The organism is Paucibacter sp. Y2R2-4 (assembly GCF_025717535.1).
In the GTDB taxonomy this organism is placed as follows: domain Bacteria; phylum Pseudomonadota; class Gammaproteobacteria; order Burkholderiales; family Burkholderiaceae_C; genus Paucibacter_A.
The window spans coordinates 832,941-852,124 of sequence record NZ_JAJIRO010000001.1 but is presented as its reverse complement, the minus strand read 5'-3'; the positions used below and the strand labels follow the sequence as shown (position 1 = coordinate 852,124).

The 19,184-nt window shown below is 60.2% G+C and carries 20 protein-coding genes and 1 tRNA gene; 13 read left to right on the top strand and 8 right to left on the bottom strand.

Annotation, left to right across the window (positions count from 1 at the left end):
• Nucleotides 1–124 precede the first annotated feature (124 nt).
• Nucleotides 125–1,378: an NADP-dependent isocitrate dehydrogenase gene (gene icd, locus LNV06_RS03710; RefSeq protein WP_263536877.1), complete on the top strand. Its 1,254-nt coding sequence runs from the start codon at nucleotides 125–127 to the stop codon at nucleotides 1,376–1,378.
• A 123-nt stretch (nucleotides 1,379–1,501) separates the two neighbouring features.
• Here the strand turns inward: icd and LNV06_RS03705 are convergent, their stop codons facing one another.
• Nucleotides 1,502–1,843, bottom strand: a complete 342-nt coding sequence (locus LNV06_RS03705) for a cold-shock protein (protein ID WP_318013430.1) — start codon at nucleotides 1,841–1,843, stop codon at nucleotides 1,502–1,504.
• Nucleotides 1,844–2,012: 169 nt separating this feature from the next.
• Between LNV06_RS03705 and clpS the strand changes: the two genes are divergently transcribed.
• Together clpS and clpA are read left to right on the top strand one after the other, a co-directional pair.
• Nucleotides 2,013–2,369, top strand: coding sequence for an ATP-dependent Clp protease adapter ClpS (clpS, locus tag LNV06_RS03700; protein WP_263536876.1), 357 nt, complete (start codon nucleotides 2,013–2,015; stop codon nucleotides 2,367–2,369).
• A complete protein-coding gene (gene clpA, locus LNV06_RS03695) occupies nucleotides 2,366–4,681 on the top strand; it encodes an ATP-dependent Clp protease ATP-binding subunit ClpA (RefSeq protein ID WP_263536875.1) in 2,316 nt (771 codons plus the stop codon). Before clpS ends, clpA begins: the two co-directional genes overlap by 4 nt.
• Nucleotides 4,682–4,733: 52 nt before the next feature.
• On the opposite strand, the gene LNV06_RS03690 is transcribed toward clpA, so the two are convergent.
• The 5 genes from LNV06_RS03690 to LNV06_RS03670 all read right to left on the bottom strand — a co-directional run bounded on the left by LNV06_RS03690 (nucleotide 4,734) and on the right by LNV06_RS03670 (nucleotide 8,050).
• On the bottom strand, nucleotides 4,734–5,528 hold the full coding sequence (locus LNV06_RS03690) for a M90 family metallopeptidase (RefSeq protein ID WP_263536874.1): 795 nt from the start codon (nucleotides 5,526–5,528) through the stop codon (nucleotides 4,734–4,736).
• Nucleotides 5,528–6,355 (bottom strand): UDP-2,3-diacylglucosamine diphosphatase, encoded by an 828-nt coding sequence (locus LNV06_RS03685; RefSeq protein WP_318013429.1) that lies wholly within the window; start codon nucleotides 6,353–6,355, stop codon nucleotides 5,528–5,530. The genes LNV06_RS03690 and LNV06_RS03685 overlap by 1 nt, the downstream gene beginning before the upstream one ends.
• On the bottom strand, nucleotides 6,342–6,845 hold the full coding sequence (locus LNV06_RS03680; protein ID WP_263536873.1) for a peptidylprolyl isomerase: 504 nt from the start codon (nucleotides 6,843–6,845) through the stop codon (nucleotides 6,342–6,344). Before LNV06_RS03680 ends, LNV06_RS03685 begins: the two co-directional genes overlap by 14 nt.
• Nucleotides 6,842–7,375: a peptidylprolyl isomerase gene (locus LNV06_RS03675; RefSeq protein WP_263537503.1), complete on the bottom strand. Its 534-nt coding sequence runs from the start codon at nucleotides 7,373–7,375 to the stop codon at nucleotides 6,842–6,844. Before LNV06_RS03675 ends, LNV06_RS03680 begins: the two co-directional genes overlap by 4 nt.
• Nucleotides 7,376–7,504: 129 nt before the next feature.
• Nucleotides 7,505–8,050 carry a tetratricopeptide repeat protein gene (locus LNV06_RS03670; protein WP_263536872.1) on the bottom strand — a complete coding sequence of 182 codons (546 nt, stop codon included), beginning with the start codon at nucleotides 8,048–8,050 and terminating at the stop codon, nucleotides 7,505–7,507.
• A gap of 320 nt (nucleotides 8,051–8,370) precedes the next feature.
• Here LNV06_RS03670 and cysS point away from each other — a divergent pair, with 320 nt between their 5' ends.
• The 6 genes from cysS to LNV06_RS03640 all read left to right on the top strand — a co-directional run bounded on the left by cysS (nucleotide 8,371) and on the right by LNV06_RS03640 (nucleotide 14,329).
• Nucleotides 8,371–9,750, top strand: coding sequence for a cysteine--tRNA ligase (gene cysS, locus LNV06_RS03665; protein WP_263536871.1), 1,380 nt, complete (start codon nucleotides 8,371–8,373; stop codon nucleotides 9,748–9,750).
• Between the two features lie 82 nt (nucleotides 9,751–9,832).
• Entirely contained in the window at nucleotides 9,833–10,405 is a 573-nt protein-coding gene (locus LNV06_RS03660; protein WP_411970046.1) for a DNA-3-methyladenine glycosylase family protein, read from the top strand.
• 76 nt (nucleotides 10,406–10,481) lie between these two features.
• Nucleotides 10,482–11,453 (top strand): acetyl-CoA carboxylase carboxyltransferase subunit alpha, encoded by a 972-nt coding sequence (locus LNV06_RS03655; RefSeq protein ID WP_263536869.1) that lies wholly within the window; start codon nucleotides 10,482–10,484, stop codon nucleotides 11,451–11,453.
• A 30-nt stretch (nucleotides 11,454–11,483) separates the two neighbouring features.
• On the top strand, nucleotides 11,484–12,812 hold the full coding sequence (tilS, locus tag LNV06_RS03650) for a tRNA lysidine(34) synthetase TilS (RefSeq protein ID WP_263536868.1): 1,329 nt from the start codon (nucleotides 11,484–11,486) through the stop codon (nucleotides 12,810–12,812).
• A 109-nt stretch (nucleotides 12,813–12,921) separates the two neighbouring features.
• A complete protein-coding gene (locus tag LNV06_RS03645; RefSeq protein WP_263536867.1) occupies nucleotides 12,922–14,190 on the top strand; it encodes an aspartate kinase in 1,269 nt (422 codons plus the stop codon).
• A 46-nt stretch (nucleotides 14,191–14,236) separates the two neighbouring features.
• Nucleotides 14,237–14,329: transfer RNA gene (locus tag LNV06_RS03640), tRNA-Ser, on the top strand.
• Nucleotides 14,330–14,551: 222 nt separating this feature from the next.
• Here the strand turns inward: LNV06_RS03640 and LNV06_RS03635 are convergent.
• Together LNV06_RS03635 and LNV06_RS03630 are read right to left on the bottom strand one after the other, a co-directional pair.
• The gene (locus tag LNV06_RS03635) at nucleotides 14,552–15,679 is read right to left on the bottom strand and encodes a GGDEF domain-containing protein (RefSeq protein ID WP_263536866.1); all 1,128 of its coding nucleotides are present in this window, start codon (nucleotides 15,677–15,679) and stop codon (nucleotides 14,552–14,554) included.
• A 48-nt stretch (nucleotides 15,680–15,727) separates the two neighbouring features.
• A complete protein-coding gene (locus LNV06_RS03630) occupies nucleotides 15,728–16,612 on the bottom strand; it encodes a plasmid replication/partition related protein (RefSeq protein ID WP_263536865.1) in 885 nt (294 codons plus the stop codon).
• Nucleotides 16,613–16,951: 339 nt separating this feature from the next.
• On the opposite strand from LNV06_RS03630, the gene LNV06_RS03625 reads away from it, so the two are divergent.
• The 4 genes from LNV06_RS03625 to LNV06_RS03610 all read left to right on the top strand — a co-directional run bounded on the left by LNV06_RS03625 (nucleotide 16,952) and on the right by LNV06_RS03610 (nucleotide 18,960).
• A complete protein-coding gene (locus LNV06_RS03625; RefSeq protein ID WP_263536864.1) occupies nucleotides 16,952–17,398 on the top strand; it encodes a hypothetical protein in 447 nt (148 codons plus the stop codon).
• 130 nt (nucleotides 17,399–17,528) lie between these two features.
• Complete coding sequence (locus LNV06_RS03620) at nucleotides 17,529–18,071, top strand: YbaK/EbsC family protein (protein ID WP_263536863.1); 543 nt, start codon at nucleotides 17,529–17,531, stop codon at nucleotides 18,069–18,071.
• Nucleotides 18,068–18,298: a DUF1289 domain-containing protein gene (locus tag LNV06_RS03615; RefSeq protein ID WP_263536862.1), complete on the top strand. Its 231-nt coding sequence runs from the start codon at nucleotides 18,068–18,070 to the stop codon at nucleotides 18,296–18,298. The genes LNV06_RS03620 and LNV06_RS03615 overlap by 4 nt, the downstream gene beginning before the upstream one ends.
• An 11-nt stretch (nucleotides 18,299–18,309) precedes the next feature.
• Nucleotides 18,310–18,960: a 2-hydroxychromene-2-carboxylate isomerase gene (locus LNV06_RS03610; RefSeq protein WP_263536861.1), complete on the top strand. Its 651-nt coding sequence runs from the start codon at nucleotides 18,310–18,312 to the stop codon at nucleotides 18,958–18,960.
• Nucleotides 18,961–19,184: the final 224 nt, after the last annotated feature.

Genomic DNA, 19,184 nt, shown 5'->3' with positions numbered 1-19,184 from the left:
CTCAAACTGAAAAAGCCGGCGCCCAGCGTCGGCTTTTTTCTTGGCGCGTTTTGCTGTTTAAAGTCGCTAGAATTTTTGGCGTTTCGAGCGGCGCCCTCTCGACTATTTCCGGAGAACTTCCTTCATGTTCCAGCATATCCAGATCCCTGCGAAGGGCTCCAAAATCACCATCAACGCGGATCACACATTGAATGTGCCGGATCAGCCCATCATTCCCTATATCGAAGGTGATGGCACTGGCTTGGATATCACGCCGGTGATGCTCAAGGTGGTCGACGCCGCGGTGGCCAAGGCTTATGGCGGAACCCGCCAAATTCACTGGATGGAGATTTTTGCCGGTGAGAAAGCGACCCAGGTGTATGGCCCGGACGTCTGGCTGCCGGCTGAGACCCTGGAGGCGTTGAAGGACTATGTGGTGTCCATCAAGGGGCCGCTGACCACGCCCGTGGGTGGTGGCATTCGTTCGCTGAACGTGGCCCTGCGTCAGGAATTGGACCTTTATGTGTGCCTGCGACCCGTACGTTACTTCCCTGGCGTGCCCTCGCCGGTGAAAGAACCGCACAAGACCGATATGGTGATCTTCCGCGAGAACTCGGAAGACATCTACGCCGGCATTGAGTTTGAAGCCGAGAGCGAGAAAGCCAAGAAGCTGATCAAGTTCTTGCAAGAGGAAATGGGCGTCAAGAAGATCCGTTTCCCCGAGACTTCGGGTTTAGGCGTCAAGCCGGTGTCGATTGAGGGCACCGAGCGCCTGGTGCGCAAGGCCATTCAGTACGCCATCGACAATGACAAGCCCAGCGTGACCATTGTGCACAAGGGCAACATCATGAAGTACACGGAAGGCGGCTTCCGTGACTGGGCTTATGCGCTGGCGCAGAAGGAGTTTGGTGCTGAACTGATCGATGGCGGCCCCTGGTGCCGTCTGATCAATCCGAAGAACGGCAAGCCCATCACTATCAAGGACTCCATCGCCGACGCCTTCTTGCAGCAGATTCTCTTGCGCCCCGCCGAGTACTCGGTCATCGCCACGCTCAACCTGAACGGCGACTATGTGTCGGACGCGCTGGCCGCTCAAGTCGGCGGTATTGGCATCGCCCCCGGCGCCAATCTGAGCGACTCGATCGCCATGTTCGAGGCCACCCACGGCACCGCACCGAAGTACGCTGGTAAAGATTATGTGAACCCTGGTTCTGAAATCCTCTCGGCCGAAATGATGTTGCGCCACATGGGCTGGACCGAAGCGGCCGATCTGATCATCGAGTCCATGGGCAAGTCCATTCTGAGCAAGCGGGTCACCTATGACTTCGCCCGCTTGATGGAGGGCGCGACTCAGGTGTCTTGCTCCGGCTTTGGCCAGGTCATGATCGAGAATATGTAAGAGGGCGCAGTGCCGAGTGCAGGTCTAGTGCTTGATCTCGGCCATCGATCGCCCGCGCCTCGCAAGCAAAAAGGCCCGCTGTTCGCGGGCCTTTTGTTTTTTTTTCAGGCGCTGGCGCTGATATCAGGCCGCCACACTCATTTCCGCCTGGGCTGCCTGTTGATGCGCCTCAACCGGCGTAATGTTCTGTGCCAGCTGACCTTTGGGGCCATCGACCAGATCAAAATTCACCCGTCCGCCCTGTTGAAGGGTGCGAAAGCCCTCCATCTGGATGGCTGAAAAATGCGCGAACACATCGGCGCCGCCCGATTCAGGCTCGATAAAGCCAAAACCCTTAGCGTCGTTGAACCATTTGACTGTTCCTGAGGCCATTCCAGACTCCTTCCTCAATTCTGCTGTGCTTGCTCTTTTGTGCCGCCTTTGCAGCACGCGGCGCATTTTTGAATTGAGCTCAAGATGTGTCAATTTGGGACCTGCCCGGATGGGGTGGACCCTGATGCCGGCCTAGCTTGAGAAAAAAGCAGCGGCCTGCTGCCATTTCAATGCTTGCAATTGGCCGCTTCGGCGCAAGATGCATAAAAGGGTACTGTGTAGCGTGCCAACGTTGCCGGCCCTCAATGAATAGAATCAGGACATGCCAGATCTTCCCCGCCAACCCCCTGTACCGCCGGCCGGTCCGCCAGGTCGAGATGAATTCGATGGCACCACCACCGTCGAGCGTCAGACCCAGAAAACGGAGCCGCCGCGGCTCTACCAAGTCCTGCTCCTGAATGACGATTTCACGCCAATGGAATTTGTCGTGATGGTCTTGCAGGAATATTTCCGCCATGACCTGGATACTGCGACCCAGATCATGCTCAAAATCCACCACGATGGGCGTGGGGTCTGTGGCGTCTTCAGCAAGGACGTTGCAGCGACGAAAGTCGAATTGGTGCTGGCAGCCGCAAGGCGAGCCGGCCATCCTTTGCAGTGCATTATGGAGGCCGCATGATTGCGCAAGAGCTTGAAGTCAGCCTGCACATGGCGTTCGTCGAGGCGCGCCAGCAGCGCCATGAGTTCATCACCGTCGAGCACTTGCTGATGGCCCTGTTGGACAACCCGTCTGCCGCCGAGGTGCTGCGCGCATGCTCGGCCAATTTGGATGATTTGCGCAAGAGCTTGGCGCAATTCATCAAAGAGAACACGCCCACGGTGGGCGGTGCGGATGAGGTGGATACCCAGCCCACGCTGGGCTTCCAGCGCGTGATTCAGCGCGCCATCATGCATGTGCAGTCCACCGGCAGTGGCAAGAAAGAAGTCACCGGCGCGAATGTGTTGGTGGCTATCTTTGGTGAGAAAGATTCGCACGCGGTCTATTACTTGCATCAGCAAGGCGTCACTCGCCTCGATGTGGTGAACTTCATCGCTCACGGCATCAAGAAGTCGGATCCGCCCGAAGCGCCTAAGGGCCAGGACGGCGCCGGTGGTCCCGAGGCTGAGCGTGAAGATGCCGAAGGGCAGGGCAAGGGCTCGCCGCTGGAGCAGTTCACCCAGAACCTGAATCAGCAGGCCAAGGACGGCAAGATCGACCCCTTGATCGGCCGCGAGTTGGAAGTTGAGCGGGTGGTGCAGATTCTGTGCCGTCGTCGCAAGAACAATCCGCTGCTGGTCGGTGAGGCCGGTGTCGGCAAGACCGCCATCGCCGAAGGTCTGGCCTGGCGCATCACCGAAGGCGAAGTGCCCGAGGTCTTGGCTGAGGCTGTGGTCTATTCGCTGGATATGGGCTCTTTGCTGGCCGGTACCAAGTACCGCGGTGATTTTGAGCAGCGCTTGAAGGCGGTGCTCAAGCAGTTGAAGGAGCAGCCCAACGCGATTCTCTTCATCGATGAAATCCACACCTTGATCGGTGCGGGTGCAGCTTCCGGTGGTACGCTGGATGCGAGCAATTTGCTCAAGCCGGCTTTGTCCAGCGGCGCCATGAAGTGCATTGGTGCCACCACCTTCAGCGAATACCGCGGTATTTTTGAGAAAGACGCTGCACTGTCACGTCGCTTCCAAAAGGTCGATGTGGCCGAGCCCTCGGTGGAGCAAACGGTTGAGATCTTGAAGGGCTTGAAGTCGCGATTTGAAGAGCACCACAGCGTCAAGTACGCGCTGGGCGCTTTGCAAGCCGCGGCCGAGTTGTCGGCCAAGTACATCAATGATCGTCATCTGCCGGACAAGGCCATCGATGTGATCGACGAGGCCGGCGCGGCCCAGCGCATCCTGCCCAAGAACAAGCAGAAGAAGACCATCACTCGCAACGAGGTCGAAGACATCGTTGCCAAGATCGCGCGCATCCCGCCCGCCTCGGTGTCCAGCGATGATAGAGGCAAGCTGAAGACCCTGGATCGCGATCTGAACAGCGTGGTGTTCGGCCAAGAACCGGCGATCGAAGCCCTGGCTGCCGCCATCAAGATGGCGCGCTCAGGCCTGGGTAAACCAGACAAGCCGATCGGCAGCTTCTTGTTCAGCGGCCCCACCGGCGTCGGCAAGACCGAGGTGGCCAAGCAGCTGGCCTACATCTTGGGCATCGAGCTGATTCGCTTCGACATGTCCGAGTACATGGAGCGTCATGCGGTCAGCCGCTTGATCGGCGCGCCTCCGGGCTATGTGGGCTTTGACCAAGGGGGCTTGCTGACCGAGGCCGTTACCAAGAAGCCGCATGCGGTGCTCTTGCTCGACGAAATCGAGAAGGCGCACCCAGATGTCTTCAACGTGCTGCTGCAGGTGATGGACCATGGCTCGCTGACCGACAACAACGGGCGCAAGGCCGACTTCCGCAATGTCATCATCATCATGACGACCAATGCGGGCGCCGAGACGATGAACAAGTCGACCATCGGTTTCACCAACTCGCGCCAGCAGGGCGATGAGATGGGCGATATCAAACGCTTGTTCACGCCCGAGTTCCGCAATCGCCTGGATGCCATCGTGTCCTTCCGTGCGCTGGATGAGGAAATCATCATGCGCGTGGTCGACAAGTTCTTGCTGCAACTGGAAAGCCAGTTGCAAGAGAAGAAGGTCGAAGTCACGTTCAGCGACGCCTTGCGCAAGCACTTGGCCAAGAAGGGCTTCGACCCGCTGATGGGGGCGCGCCCGATGCAGCGCTTGATCCAGGACACGATCCGTCGTGCCTTGGCGGACGAGTTGCTGTTCGGCCGTTTGGTCGAAGGCGGGCGTCTGAGCGTGGATGTGGACGACGCCGGCGAAGTTCAGCTGGATATTCAGCCGCTGAAGGTTCGCGACAACAAGCCCAAGGCGGAGCCGGCAACCGCCAACTGATCTCGCGGCAAGGCCGCTGCAAAGTAAAAACAGGCCCGAGCGGCCTGTTTTTTTATGGCCGCGGATCTTGTTGAAAGAAGCCTGAGAGCAATTGGTAAACACCAGGGTGCGCGGCCCACAGCGCCTCGGGAGCCACGAAAAACGCTTCGCTTGCGACTGCAAAGAACTCTTCTGGGCTCTCGCTGCCGTAAGCGTCGATGGGCGAGGGCAGGTCTTGCTCAACCTGTTCGCAAAATGCCTGCCATTCCGTATCCAGCACTTGTAGCCATTGCTCGCGCGCGGCGCTGCTGGGCATCGGTGGGACGCCGTCGGCGAATCCGTCTCGCATATCGATGATGTGGGCAAATTCGTGGATCACCACATTGAAGACGCCTGCTTCATGCGGATCCATGCTTGCGATATCTCCCTCGTCCTTGATGGACGCCCAGGTCAGCATCAAGGGCCCACCTTCCATCGCCTCGCCGGCAAGGGCTTCTTCATAGTGATGAACAATGCCATCGTCGTCGACGACTTCGCGTTGTGCCAGCACTTCATCGGCATGCATGACGATGCCGACAAAGCCCGAGTACCAGTCCAGCCCGAGTCGCAGCACCGGCAGGCAGGCCTGGGCGGCGACCGCGACGGCCACTTCGTCAGTCACCACAAAGCCGGCGGCGCCGTGAAACTCTTTCTCGGCCAGAAAGAGTGAGCACAGGCGCCGCAGTTCTTGCAGCTCAGTCGGGCTGCGGCGGGCCAAAAAGGGGTAACGCAGCAGCGTCAGTTGCCAAAGCGCTTCGGGGATGGCGTGCCGGCGCAGGGCCTGAGCTTCACGGCGCCGTCGCCAGGACTCCCGAAGCCAATGCCACATCAGGCCAGCGCGATCCGGCGCAGGCCGGCTTGCCGCAGTCGCAGCACATCGCCGCGCGGCGCTTCTTCGGACTCGAAGTCCCAGTCGCTCAGCACATGGCGTTGCAGGCCATCAGACAGCTGATGCGTGGTGGGGCGGTGGGTGTGGCCGTGAATCATGGCTGAGCACTGCGTGGCTTGGAGCCAATCAATACAAGCCTGGGCGTCCAGATCGCCCCATTGTTCTTGCATGGCTTGTTGGTTTTGGCTGCCCTCGCGCATCTGCTGGGCCAATGCCCTGCGCACAGCTAGGGGCTGAGCCAAGAATTGCTGCTGCCAAGCGCTCTTTCGTACCTGCGCTCGGAAGGCTTGGTAGGCCACGTCAGAGAGGCAGAGCGCATCCCCGTGGGTCAGCAGCCAGCGTTGCCCGAAAGCAATCAGCACGGTGGGGTCGGACAGGGCTTGAATGCCGCAATCGGCCAGCATGTCCGGGCCCAGCAGAAAGTCTCGGTTGCCAGCCATAAAGGCCAGGTGCAGTCTTTGGCTGGCGGCGCGCAAGATCTCGACGCAGCGCGACTCAAAGGGATCAAAGCGAGCATCGTCGCCAACCCAGACCTCGAAGATGTCGCCCAGCAAGAAGACCGCGTCGGCGCTGGTTTCTTGCAGATGGCGTTCCAGGGCCGCCAGGGTGGCGGGTGTCTTCTCCGAGAGATGCAAGTCCGAGAGGAACTCGATGCGGCGCCATTCGGCGGGTGCCGTCAATTCATCAAAGGAGAGCAGGGGCGCAGCCAAATCGCTATTGGAGTTGGCCTGCCCCTTCAATTCACCGGAAGAGTCAGGCAAGTTCAACGGCGCGCTCGATCACCACGTTTTCGAGTGGCACATCGTCGTGACCGCCGGCGCGACCGGTGCGAACCTTCTCGATGGCATCGACCACTTCCTTGCCGCTGATGACTTTGCCGAACACGGCATAGCCCCAGCCCGAAGGCGTTTCGGACTTGAAGTTCAAGAAGCCGTTGTTGGTGGTGTTGATGAAGAACTGGGCCGAGGCCGAGTGCGGCGCGCTGGTGCGGGCCATGGCCAGGGTGTAATGCTCGTTGGTCAGGCCGTTATTGGCTTCGTTCTTGATCTCGCCGGTGGTTGGCTTTTGCTTCATGCCGGCTTCGAAACCGCCACCTTGGATCATGAAACCCTTGATGACGCGGTGGAACACCGTGCCGTTGTAGTGCCCGCTGCGCACATAGGACAGGAAGTTCTCAGTGGTCACGGGCGCTTTGGCGTCATCGAGTTCGACGACGATCAGGCCGTGGTTGGTGTGCAGTTCGACGGTTTTGCTCATTTCTTGGGCTCCAGAATGGCTTTGTTGATGATGATGGGGGTCAGCGGCACGTTTTGTTGGCCGTTGCGATCGCCGACGGGCTGGGCGCGGATCTTGTCCACCACGTCCATGCCTTCGATGACTTGGCCGAACACGGCATAGCCTTGGCCGTCGCGCGAGTTCTCGGCGTCGAGAAAGGCGTTGTCGACGGTGTTGATGAAAAACTGCGAGGTGGCCGAATTGGGGTCATTGGTGCGCGCCATGGCGATGCTGCCGCGCACGTTTTGCAGGCCGTTGCGCGACTCCAGCGGAATGGGCGGCCGGGTCGGCAACTGCTTCATGTCTTTGGTGAATCCACCACCTTGGATCATGAAGTTCTCGATCACGCGGTGAAAGATCAGGCCGTTGTAATGGCCGGCTTTCACATAGGCGATGAAGTTGGCAGTTGATTTGGGCGCCTTCTCGGCGTCCAAAGCGATGCGGATGTCGCCTGCGCTGGTGCTCAGCTTGACGGTTTGCGCCTGGGCGCTGGCCGCCAGCACGAGGGCCATCACACTGATGCCGCCAGCTGTTGTGATCCGGCGCAGCAGTTGCTTTGCAGACAGCTTAAGAGTCGCTTGCATATGTCTTCTTCCTGAAACTCAGAACTTCAAGGGGCGTGGGCGCGGATTGTCACTCAATCACTGCAATGCCGCCTTGTCGAGGGGCCTTGTCCCTTGAGTTTGGCTTCCTTGAGTTTGGCTCAACAGTTCCTGGGTGAGTTTGAGCTTCTGGGTGAGCGACGCGCTGGGCGCTGTTTGCGCTTGCTGGGCGCTTTGAAACGCGCGCGCTGCCTGCCGTAGCAGCACATCGCCGAGGTTTTCAAGGGCTTGGGCATGGGCCGGCTGCAAAGCCAAGGCTTGCTCCAGGCTGTTTTGGGCCTGGGTCAGCTCGCCCCGCGCGGCTTGAATCACCGCCAAGTTGTTGTAGGGCTCAGCAATATCGGGAAAGTCTTGCGTCAAAGCGGTGAACAACTTGGTCGCCTGATCCAGCTCTCCCAGTTCCATACGCATCACGCCGAGCGCAAATCGCAGCTTTAACTCGTTGGGGTTGGCGCTCAGCGCCTTTTCAATGGTGGCCACGGCTTGCTGACGTTGACCGGCCAGCCACTGACGTTGAGCGACGTCCAGGTCGGCCGCCTGCGCTGCGCCAGATAGGAGGATTGCCAGCGGCAGTGCTCGCTTCAAAAGTGAGCTGAGGAGCTTAAAAAGGGGGCGGCTTTGCATCGGTGCTTTATCGGTGCTTTGGGCAATTCGTTGGGCTGCCACCGGGCGCTGGCGAGTGTCAGGGCAGCCTGGGGGAGGGTCATCGCGGGGGCGGGCGGCCCGGGCCAACCGCTATACTGAGGCTCATTCTACGGCGCCCTGCCTGAAGCTGGACCGCTCGCGGCTCCAACGCTAGGGCTCGTGCCGATGTCTCCCTGTGAACCGCAGCTGATTGTTTTGATGGCCGGGTGATTGACGCCTTATCGTCTGCATCTCGCCTCAGAACAAGCCTCGATTGCTCCATGTCCCTTCGCATCTACAACTCCTTGAGCCGTACGGTTCAGCCCTTCACGCCGCTTGAGTCGGGCCATGCCCGCATGTATGTGTGCGGCATCACCATTTACGACCTCTGCCATGTCGGCCATGCCCGCATGATGGTGGCCTTCGATCTGGTCTACCGTTGGCTGCGTGCGAGTGGTTACAAGGTGAGCTATGTGCGCAACATCACCGACATCGACGACAAGATCATTCGTCGCGCTCTGGAGCGCGGCATTCCGATCCGGCAATTGACCGAGGAAATGGTCCAAGCCATGCATGCGGATCTGGATGCGCTGGGGGTGGAGCGGCCGACCCATGAGCCTCGCGCCACGGAGTACGTGCCGCAAATGCTGTCGATGATTGGCAAGCTCGAGGGCAAGGGCCTGGCGTATCGCGCCAGCAATGGCGATGTGAATTACTCGGTGCGCGCCTTCCCTGGTTATGGCAAGTTGTCGGGCCGGTCGCTGGATGACTTGCGTGCCGGTGAGCGCGTGGCGGTGGACGACGGCAAGCAAGATCCGCTGGACTTCGTGCTCTGGAAGGCCGCCAAAGTTGAGGAGCCTGAGGACGCCAAGTTTGCTTCCGACTTTGGTCCAGGTCGCCCGGGTTGGCATATCGAATGCTCGGCCATGGCCTGCGCTTTGTTGGGTGAACAGTTCGATCTGCATGGCGGCGGCGCGGATCTACAGTTCCCTCACCATGAAAACGAAATCGCGCAAAGCGAAGGTGCCAACGGTGTGGGCCCTGCCACGATCTGGGCGCACAACGGTTTGCTGAATGTGGACCATGTGAAGATGTCCAAGTCCTTGGGCAACTTCTTCACCATCCGCGAAGTGCTGCAGCGCTATGACGCAGAGACCCTGCGTTACTTCATGCTGCGCACGCACTACCGCAGCCCCTTCAATTTCAGCGATGTGAATCTGGACGATGCCCGCAACTCGCTGCGTCGCCTGTACACCGCCTTGGATGGACTGGATCTGAGCGGTCAAGCTGCCGAAATTGATTGGACTCATCCGCAGGCGGCCGCTTTCCGCGCCGCCATGGACGACGACTTCAATACGCCTGGCGCAGTGGCGGTCTTGTTCGAGTTGGCCGCCGAGGTCAACCGCAGTCGCACTTTGGCCGATGCCCAGTTGCTCAAGCAATTGGCAGGCGTGCTGGGCTTTTTGCAGCAAGCGCCGCGCGACTATTTGCAAGCCGGTTCTGGCGTGGATGAAGCGGCCATCTTGACGCAGATCGAAGCCCGTGCTGCTGCAAAGGCTGCGCGCGATTTCGCTGCGGCCGATCGCATCCGCCAAGAGTTGCTGGCCCTCGGTATTGCCTTGCAAGACTCGCCCAGCGGCACGACTTGGACGCGGGCCTGACGTGGCGCGGCCCTCAGCAACCGGGGTGACCCCGGACTATTGGGACGAGGCTTGCCGCCACTTGGTCAAGCGAGACCGGGTGATGAAGAAGCTCATCCCGCAGTTTGGCGAGGCGCGCCTGCAAGGCCGCAGCGATGCATTCACGACGCTGGCCCGGTCCGTCATCGGCCAACAGATCTCGGTCAAGACGGCGCAGGCGGCCTGGGAGAAGTTCGCGGGCTTGATGTCCGCCTCTTCATCGGCGCGGGTTCAGCCGGCGGCGGTGCTGGCTTTGCCTGAAGGCGCTTTGAAAGGCATTGGCCTGCCGGCGCGCAAGATCGAGTATTTGAGTGATCTGGCCCAGCATTTCGAGGCGGGCACGGTTCACGTTCGTCAGTGGACGCAGATGGATGACGAAGCCATCATCGACGAACTCGTCGCAATTCGCGGCATCGGTCGTTGGACCGCCGAAATGTTCCTGATCTTCCATTTGACCCGGCCCAATGTGCTGCCGCTGGACGACCCGCGCTTGCTCAAAGGCATCAGCGAAAATTACTTTTCGGGGGAGCCGGTATCGCGTGCCGAAGCTCGCGAACTGGGGGAGGCCTGGGCACCTTACCGCTCGGTAGCCACATGGTACATTTGGCGTAGCCTCGATCCGCTCCCGGTGGAGTAGACATTTGCCCTCGCTGGACGGCCTTTACAATAGGCAGTCCGGTCCAGGACCTTCCTCACTGACCAAGAATCGCAGGATGAGCAAGAAACATTTTCTCGAATTCGAGCAGCCCATCGCCGAGCTCGAAACCAAGATCGAAGAGCTGCGCTATGTGCAGAGCGAGTCCGCTGTCGACATCTCGGAAGAGATTGACCGGCTCAGCAAGAAAAGCCAGCAGCTGACCAAGGATGTCTACGCCAATGTGGCGCCCTGGCAGGTCTATCAAGTGGCCCGCCATCCGCAGCGCCCCCAGACGCTCGACTACTGCGCCGAGGTCTTCACCGATTTCCAAGAACTGCACGGTGACCGTCACTTTGCAGATGACGCCGCGATCGTCGGCGGCCTGGCTCGCTTCAATGGCCAAGCCTGTATGGTGGTCGGCCATCAGCGCGGCTCGGACGCCAAAGAGCGCACCTTGCGCAACTTCGGTATGCCGCGTCCCGAGGGCTATCGCAAAGCCCTGCGCCTGATGAAGCTGGCCGAGAAGTTCGGCCTGCCCGTCTTCACCATGATCGACACCATGGGCGCCTACCCCGGCATTGGTGCCGAGGAGCGTGGTCAGTCGGAAGCCATCGGCCGCAACATCTTTGAGATGGCGCAGTTGGAAGTGCCCATCATCGCTACCGTGATTGGCGAGGGCGGCTCCGGCGGCGCTTTGGCCATCGGCGTGGCAGACCAGGTTCTGATGCTGCAGTTTTCGGCCTATTCGGTGATTTCTCCGGAAGGCTGTGCCTCCATTCTTTGGAAGTCTTCTGAGCGCGCGCCCGAGGCGGCCAGCGCGCTGGGCATTACTGCCCATCGCTTGAAGGCCATGGGCTTGATCGACAAGATCGTCAGCGAACCAGTGGGCGGTGCCCATCGCGACAACAAGCAGATGGCCTCCAACCTCAAGCGTGCGCTGGGTGAAGCGCTGCGCCAGGTCAGCGACTTGAAGCCCAAGGAATTGCTGGAGCGCCGCTATGAGCGCCTGCAGGCCTACGGCCGCTTTGGTGATACCAAGAGCCGCTGAACCCCGGCCTGAGTCGTCCTTGAGTTGTCCTTGAGCCGCTGTATTGCTGTTGCTTACAGCGGTGGACGCGATTCCACCGCGCTGCTTCATGCGGCGGCCCGCCAAGCCCAGGCCCTGAACCAAGAGCAGGGCGCAGGTTTAGAGGTCGTGGCCCTGCATGTGCATCACGGGCTCAGCCCCAATGCCGATGACTGGCTTGATCATTGCCTAGCGCAATGTGCGGCTTGGGCTGAGGGCGGCCTGCCTTTGCGCTTTCGCGCGACGCGCCTGACGGGCGCTCCTTCTCCTGCACAAAGTGTCGAAGCTTGGGCGCGCGAGCAGCGCTATGCCGCACTCAGCACCATGGCTCATGAGGTCGGGGCGACCTTGCTCTTGCTGGCGCACCATCGGCGCGACCAGGCTGAAACTTTGCTTTTGCAAGCTTTGCGTGGCGCTGGCGTGGCGGGCTTGGCCGGCATGCCCGCGCAGCAATGGCGAGAAGATGATTTGTGCTGGGCTCGACCTTGGCTGGATCAGCCTCGCGAGGCGGTGCAAGCTTATGTGCAGCAACATGCGCTCAGCCACATCGAAGACGACAGCAATCGAGACACGCGCTTTGCACGTAACCGTTTGCGCTTGGATGTGTGGCCTGGCTTGTTGCAAGCGTTTCCGCAAGCCGAGGCGAGTTTGGCTCAAGCGGCCACTTGGGCCCAGCACGCCGCAGCGCTGCAGGATGAGGTGGCTCAGGAAGACCTTGATGCGCTGGCGGATGGACTGCCTGGTCTTTGCTTGCCTGCGCTGTTCAAGCTCAGTGAGCTTCGCGCTCGCAATGCCTTGCGAGCTTGGTTGGCTGCGCAAACCGGTCAAGTCGCTCCGGCCAGCCTCTTGCTCCGCTTAGCGCATGAGTTAGTAGGATGTCAGCCGGCGACATGGTCCTGCGCTGGCGGGCTCTTGCGACGCTATCGCGGGCGATTGACTTGGCAGCCAAGCGCGAGCCGCATCGTCTCGGAATCCTTGGGTTCAGTCGAACTGGATTTGTCGCAGCCGGGCATCTATCCCCTGGCCGACTGGGCGGGTGCTTGGCAGGTGGAGCCTAGCCTGAGTGCGGGTGTTAGCCAGGAGGCGCTGCGGGCCTTGGTCATGCGTTCACGCAGCGGGGGCGAGCAGTTCCAGTGCGCGCGGAACAGTTGTTTGCGCAGTCTCAAGAAAGCCTATCAAGAGGCCGCCGTGCCGGCCTGGCAACGCAAGGGGCCGCTCTTGTTTGCAGGAGATGAGCTGGTCTATGCCCCTGGCTTGGGGCTTGATGCGCGTTGGCTGGCCAAGCCAGGCGAAACGGCCTTGAGCTTGACCTGGAAGCCCGATTCCATGCTTGTTTCGTAACTCAATTGATCGTCATATTGCTGCAATGCAGCAGCTAGAATCGAAGGTTGCGACCGCGGCGCAGCATTACCCGTCCCGGGACCTTGACCCCCGCGCAACCACTCTTCCTATGGCCTTGATTGTTCACAAGTACGGCGGCACCTCGATGGGGTCGACCGAGCGCATCCGCAATGTTGCCAAGCGTGTCGCCAAATGGGCGCGTGCGGGCCACCAAATGGTGGTCGTGCCCTCGGCCATGAGCGGCGAAACCAACCGTTTGCTGGGTTTGGCCAAAGAGCTGTCGCCCTCTGTCGGCAGCGCTGAACTGAATCGCGAACTCGATATGATTGCCGCCACTGGCGAGCAGGTGTCGGTGGGCTTGTTGGCGATTGCATTGCAAGCCGAAGGCCTGGAGGCGGTGAGCTATACCGGCTGGCAAGTGCCCGTCGCCACCGATTCCAGTTACACCAAGGCACGCATCGAGAGCATTGATGACACCCGCGTGCGCGCCGATCTGGCGGCCGGCAAGGTCGTGGTTATTGCCGGCTTCCAAGGCATTGACGAGGACCACAACATCACGACTTTGGGACGTGGCGGCTCGGATACCTCCGCCGTAGCGATCGCGGCAGCGATGAAGGCCGCCGAGTGCCTGATCTACACCGATGTGGACGGGGTCTACACCACCGACCCTCGCATCGTGCCCGAGGCGCGTCGCCTGCACACCATCAGCTTTGAAGAAATGCTGGAAATGGCCTCGCTGGGCTCAAAGATTTTGCAAATCCGCTCGGTTGAATTTGCCGGCAAATACCGGGTGCCCCTGCGCGTGCTGTCCAGCTTCACGCCTTGGGATATCGCCATCGAAGAAGAGGCCAAGTCTGGCACGCTGATCAGTTTTGAAGAGGACGAGAAAATGGAACAAGCCGTCGTTTCGGGTATTGCCTTCAACCGCGATGAGGCCAAGGTGACGCTGCTGGGCGTGCCGGACAAGCCGGGTATTGCATTCCAAATCCTGGGCCCGGTGGCCGATGCAAACATCGACATCGACGTGATCATTCAGAACGTTTCGCACGACGGCAAGACCGACTTCAGCTTCACCGTGCACCGCAACGACTATGCGCGCACCATGGAGTTGCTGGAGAAGACGGTGGGTCCGGCCACCCAAGCCTCCAAGGTCATGGGCGATGCGCGCATTTGCAAGGTGTCTATCGTCGGCATCGGCATGCGCTCACATGTCGGCGTGGCCTCCAAGATGTTCCGCGCGCTGAGCGAAGAGGGCATCAACATCCAGATGATTTCCACCAGTGAGATCAAGACCAGCGTCGTGATCGACGAGAAGTACATGGAGTTGGCTGTGCGTGCTTTGCATCGCGCCTTCGAATTGGAACAAATTTCTGCATAAGTCTTGAAAGCTCTTGAATACTTAGTATAGAATTCAAGGCTGCGCTGGAGTCGTGACCGAGTGGCCGAAGGTGCTCCCCTGCTAAGGGAGTATGTGGGCAAAACCTGCATCGAGAGTTCGAATCTCTCCGACTCCGCCAAGTAATGCAAAACCCTTGATCTGCAAGAGAAATCTTGTGAATCAGGGGTTTTTGCTTTCTGGCTCAAAGAATGAGGAATCGAAGGCGCCGCGCTCAAACGGATGAGGCAGATGGTTTGCCTAGGGCTCAGTGGGATCGTTTTGGCGAGTGCTAGCGTCAGCCCACTAAGACCAAGGAGGTGAGACCTGCGCCCCGTACGTTTGGAGCGTTAAGAGCAGCTAATTAAGAACTGCTAAAAACGACGCGGTTGCGTCCCTCGGCCTTGGCTTGGTACAGGGCTTGATCGGCCGACTTGACCAATTGATCGGCCAGTTCCTGAGCTTCCGTCTGAATTCGCTCGGTCGGCAACATGGCCAGGCCCACAGACACACTGGCGGTGATCACTTCGCCGCTAGGCAAGCTGAAGGGCCGTGCGGCAATGCCCGCACGTATGCGCTCGGCGATCTCGCGTGCATGCAAGGCGGGCGCTTGTGGCAGCAGGACGACAAACTCTTCGCCGCCGAATCGGGCAATCGTGTCCCCCGCGCGCAGCTGAGTCTGGATGTTATGGCCGACGGCCCGCAACACCGCATCGCCGGCCGGATGACCATAGCGGTCATTGATGGCCTTGAATCGATCCAAGTCCAGGAAGAGGCAGGCCAAGTCGTGCCGATAGCGGCGGGCCTGGGCAATCTCGATCAGGCAGCGGTGTTCAAAGTAGCGACGGTTGTGCACGCCGGTCAGCGCGTCGGTCAGGCCGGCCAGTTTCAAGCGTTCTTGATTGAGCGTGCTGTCCAGGCAAACCGAGACGATGGCGGCCAGCCGCTCCAACAAAGCAGTGCCCGCCTGAGCTTCATAGCGTTGCTCATCCACGCTGCCGAAGTGCAGGCTGCCAATCAGTTCTCCGTGTCGACTTAGGGGCAGCAGTGCGAGCGAGGCAACATCCGCCGCCCGGGCTTGGCCCCTGAATAGCTCAGCATGTGCGCTGGCCTTGAATGGCCCCAACCAAGGCTTCAGGTCAGCATGCAGGGCCAGCAAGGGCGCGTCGGATTGCAGTAAATGCAGGCCTTGAATGGGCCCATCCGCGCCCAGTTCCGCGTCCAGCATGCGGCTGGCTTCATGGTCGCGGTCCAGCAAAGACAGCGCGACGCAGTCGATACCAAAGGCCGACTTGTAGTCACCTAACAGCAACCGCACCAAGTCCAGTAGCGAGCGCGTGGCGATCAGCTTGTGTTCCAGCTGTTCGAAGCGCCGTATCTTCAATTCGTTATTGCGCGCTTCCCTCAGGATGGCTTCGAGCTGCTGGCGCAAAGCCAGGTTCTCTGCCTGGATTTCTGCGTGGCTTTGCTGGTGAAGGTCGCTGCTGTCCATGCTGTGCTGAAAGAGGTGTTAGGGCCCGACTGTAGCGACAGTTAGGCCTCAGCCCTGTGACTGCGCGGCAGCCAGCTCTTCCCGCAGCCGCTGGTTCTCTTCTTTCAAGGCTTTGTTTTCAGCAGTCAATTCAGCCACCGTGCTTTGCAAGAGTTGCAACTGGGCCTGCCGATTGCGTTCTTCAGCGCTTTCGGCGCTCTCGTCCGGCGCGCCTTCGCCCGCACTTGCGTCGCCACCTTCGGTCTTGCTTGCGCGGCTGCCTGATTTGCTTTCGCGCACCCGCTTGGCCGCCTGCTGCAGCTCTTTCTTGCCGCCGGCAACGGCAGCGATCTGCTCTTCCTTGTCCAGGCTGGCCACGGCGGCCGCCGCATTGATCGAAATGGTGCCGGCCTTGACCGCCTCCACCAATTCAGGCGCGGCACTTTTCTGAATCTTTTCGATCTGCACCACGGTATTGCTGCTGATGCGGGCGGCTTTGGCAATTGCTTCGCGGCTGGTCAGCGGCTCGGGCTGTGGCAGGGCGCCAGTGGCTTCGGAGCCAATCTCGCTGGGGAATTCGGTACCGATGGCTGTGCCAGCTTCGGCCAGAGCGGCCACGGCCGCTTGCGCGCGGGCGCTGGTGATTTCTTTCTTGCGCAGAGCCAATACGCCGCGTTGGAAGTCAGACACCGAGCGACGGCCCAAATGCTGGTCGATCATCCACAGATGCACGTCTTCCATCGATTGGAAGCGGGTGTTCTGTACGGTGTTGAAGGGCAGGCCGTGTTTTTGGCAGATGCCGTAGCGGTTATGGCCATCGACCAAGATATCGCCCCACAGCACCAGGGCATCACGGCAACCTTCGCTCAAGATGCTGCGCTCCAGGGCCTGGTGTTCGTCCGGGGTCAGGGGGTCGATGTAAGCCTTCAGTTCTTCGAGGACGGTGATGTTCATGGGGGCGTGAATGCAAGAAAAAAGACCCGGCCAGGCGATGGCAGACGAGGGGGAAGGGTGACGTTCACGATGGCCCGCGTAAAGGCCCGTGCATTCGCCGACACCAGGGCTGGTGCCGCGACATTTCGTTCTGCTTTGTATTTTATCGGCTGAGCGGCGCCGCTTCGCCGATCCGAGGTCGCAGGGGTCTTCTGGCGGCTGAAACGGCTTTGACTGCGGATGTTTTGTTGGGTATTGCGTTTCCAAATGTGACGAGGGGTGCACCCGCGCTAGCTTCTGCGCGTTGATTGAGTCAACACACAACGAATGGGTCGATTCAGACCTCTCAGGAGTTTGGCGATGAGCAAGAAGTTCTTTTTGACGGCTTGGGTGCTGGGCTTGGGGTACATGGCGCAGGCTCAAGCGGCCGATGTCGGGGTTTCGATCAATATTGGGCAGCCGGGGTTTTATGGCCAAGTTGACATTGGCCATGCGCCGCGGCCACGGCTGATCTACTCGCAGCCGGTCTTGATCGAGCGGGCTCGTGTGCAGGCCGCGCCGGTCTACATTCGTGTGCCGCCGGGTCATGAGAGAAACTGGCACATGCACTGCAGGCATTACGAAGCCTGTGGGCGACCGGTCTACTTTGTGCGCGACGACTGGTACCGTGATGAGTTCGTGCCGCATTACCGGCACAGTCATAGCGAACTGCATGGAGACGGCTGGGGTCGCGAAGGTGAACGTGGCTATGAGCGTGCTCATGGACGCGACAGAGAGAGGCATGGTCATGGCCGGGATCGCGACTGAGTTGGCGCGAGTCGGTGTCCGGTCAGCTTGGTCCCGGGCCACAGCTTTTGCGCTCGGTCGTATAGCCAGAGCGCAAAAGGCTTAGTCCTCTGAGCCCGGCTGCCTTGGGATTGCCTGAGAGAATGCGGGCATGAATGTTCTTAATGAATCGATCCTCGACGCACAAGTGCCAGCGCAAGCGCAAGAGCGGCCCGAGGGTTTTCGTCGCGTGCAAGGTGCACTGAGCGAGCGTCGACATGCGCGTGAAGCCCGTTGGTTGGAAGTCGCCGCGCGAACCTCGCAAGAAGCCGCCGATGCGCTCGGCGTCAGCCTGGGCCAGATTGCCAAGTCGGTGGTGTTTCGGCGCCGTGCCGATGAGGCCGCGGTGATGGTGATCACCTCTGGCGACAAGCGGGTAGACGAAAAAAAGCTCGCTCAGCACACCGGGCCGCTGGGCCGCGCTGATGCTGATTACGTGAAGACCCGCACGGGCTTTTCGATCGGCGGCGTTTCGCCGCTTGGATTTGCGCCTGCCGATGGCTTGCCTCAGCCCTTGCTGTTTTTGGACCGCGAGTTGTTTCGATTTAACTTGATCTGGGCTGCGGCTGGCCATCCGAATGGCGTCTTTCCAATGACGCCGGACGAGTTGGTGTCTCTGACGGGGGCGCCGGTGATCGACGTGGTGCAAGCATGAGCGGCGTGATCACATCTCAGGTGAAGTCGCCTTGCACCAATGTTTGCCGCATTCATCAGCCGACCGGGTGGTGCGAAGGCTGCGCCCGCACGATTCCTGAAATTACAGTTTGGTCCAAGGCCAATGACGAGACCCGCCTGGAGATCTTGCAGCGCTTGCCAGCCCGGCGCGAGCAACTCCTGGACCTGGGCATCTTCACTGCTGCAGAACCTGGCTCCTCCATTTAAAAGGCCTGAACATGAAGCATTTGACGTTTTACTTTGATCCGATTTCTCCGTTTGCAGCTCTGGCCTTTGATCGCTTGCCGCAAGCCTTGGAAGGCTTGAACTACAGCGTGGAGTACCGGCCCATCTTGTTTGCCGCTTTGCTGCACGCGCTGGGTCAAAAAGGCCCGGCCGAGATCGAGCCGAAGCGTCAATGGACCTTCCGTCAGATCGCTTGGACGGCCCATCAGTTGAAGATCCCGCTGCAGGTGCCGGCCCAGCATCCCTTCAACCCTTTGCCGCTCTTGCGCTTGGCCTGGGCCTGCGCGCCAGCTGGCGGTACGCCCAATCGCTTGCAAGTTGAGAAGATTTTTCATCATGTCTGGCGCAGCCAGAGCGCTGATGCCAATGAGGCCGGCCGCTTGGCCGCTTTGACGCAAGACCTGACCCCGGCGCGTGACCCCGGCAGTGAGGAGATCAAGGAAGCCTTGCGCGTCGCCACCGAAGAGGCGCTCGGCCTGGGCGTGTTTGGCGTGCCGACTATTGCCGTGGACGGCAAGCTGTTTTGGGGCTTGGATTCGCTGGAAATGTTGGCCGCTTATTTGCGCGGCGACCCCTGGTTTGAGCAGGGCGACTGGGAGGCGGCAGCGCGCTCGCGCCCCGGCGTGCGGCGAGTTTCGCCCTGAGGCCGTTGAGGGACATGGGCTGAGCCGGGGCCGGGTGCGGAGCCCGGCCAGCCAACGGCGAGCACGAAGCCGCTGAAAATCGTCGTCAGCAAAGCGTGACGGGGCACTTTGGGACTTACCCTTGATGCGGCTCAAATGCCGCATTGCGAAATTTTGACTGCGGGTTGCAGTCGGTTTTGTCAGTTTGGCTTAAGTCTGGCGTCAGAGTCGGGTCAGAGGCGGCT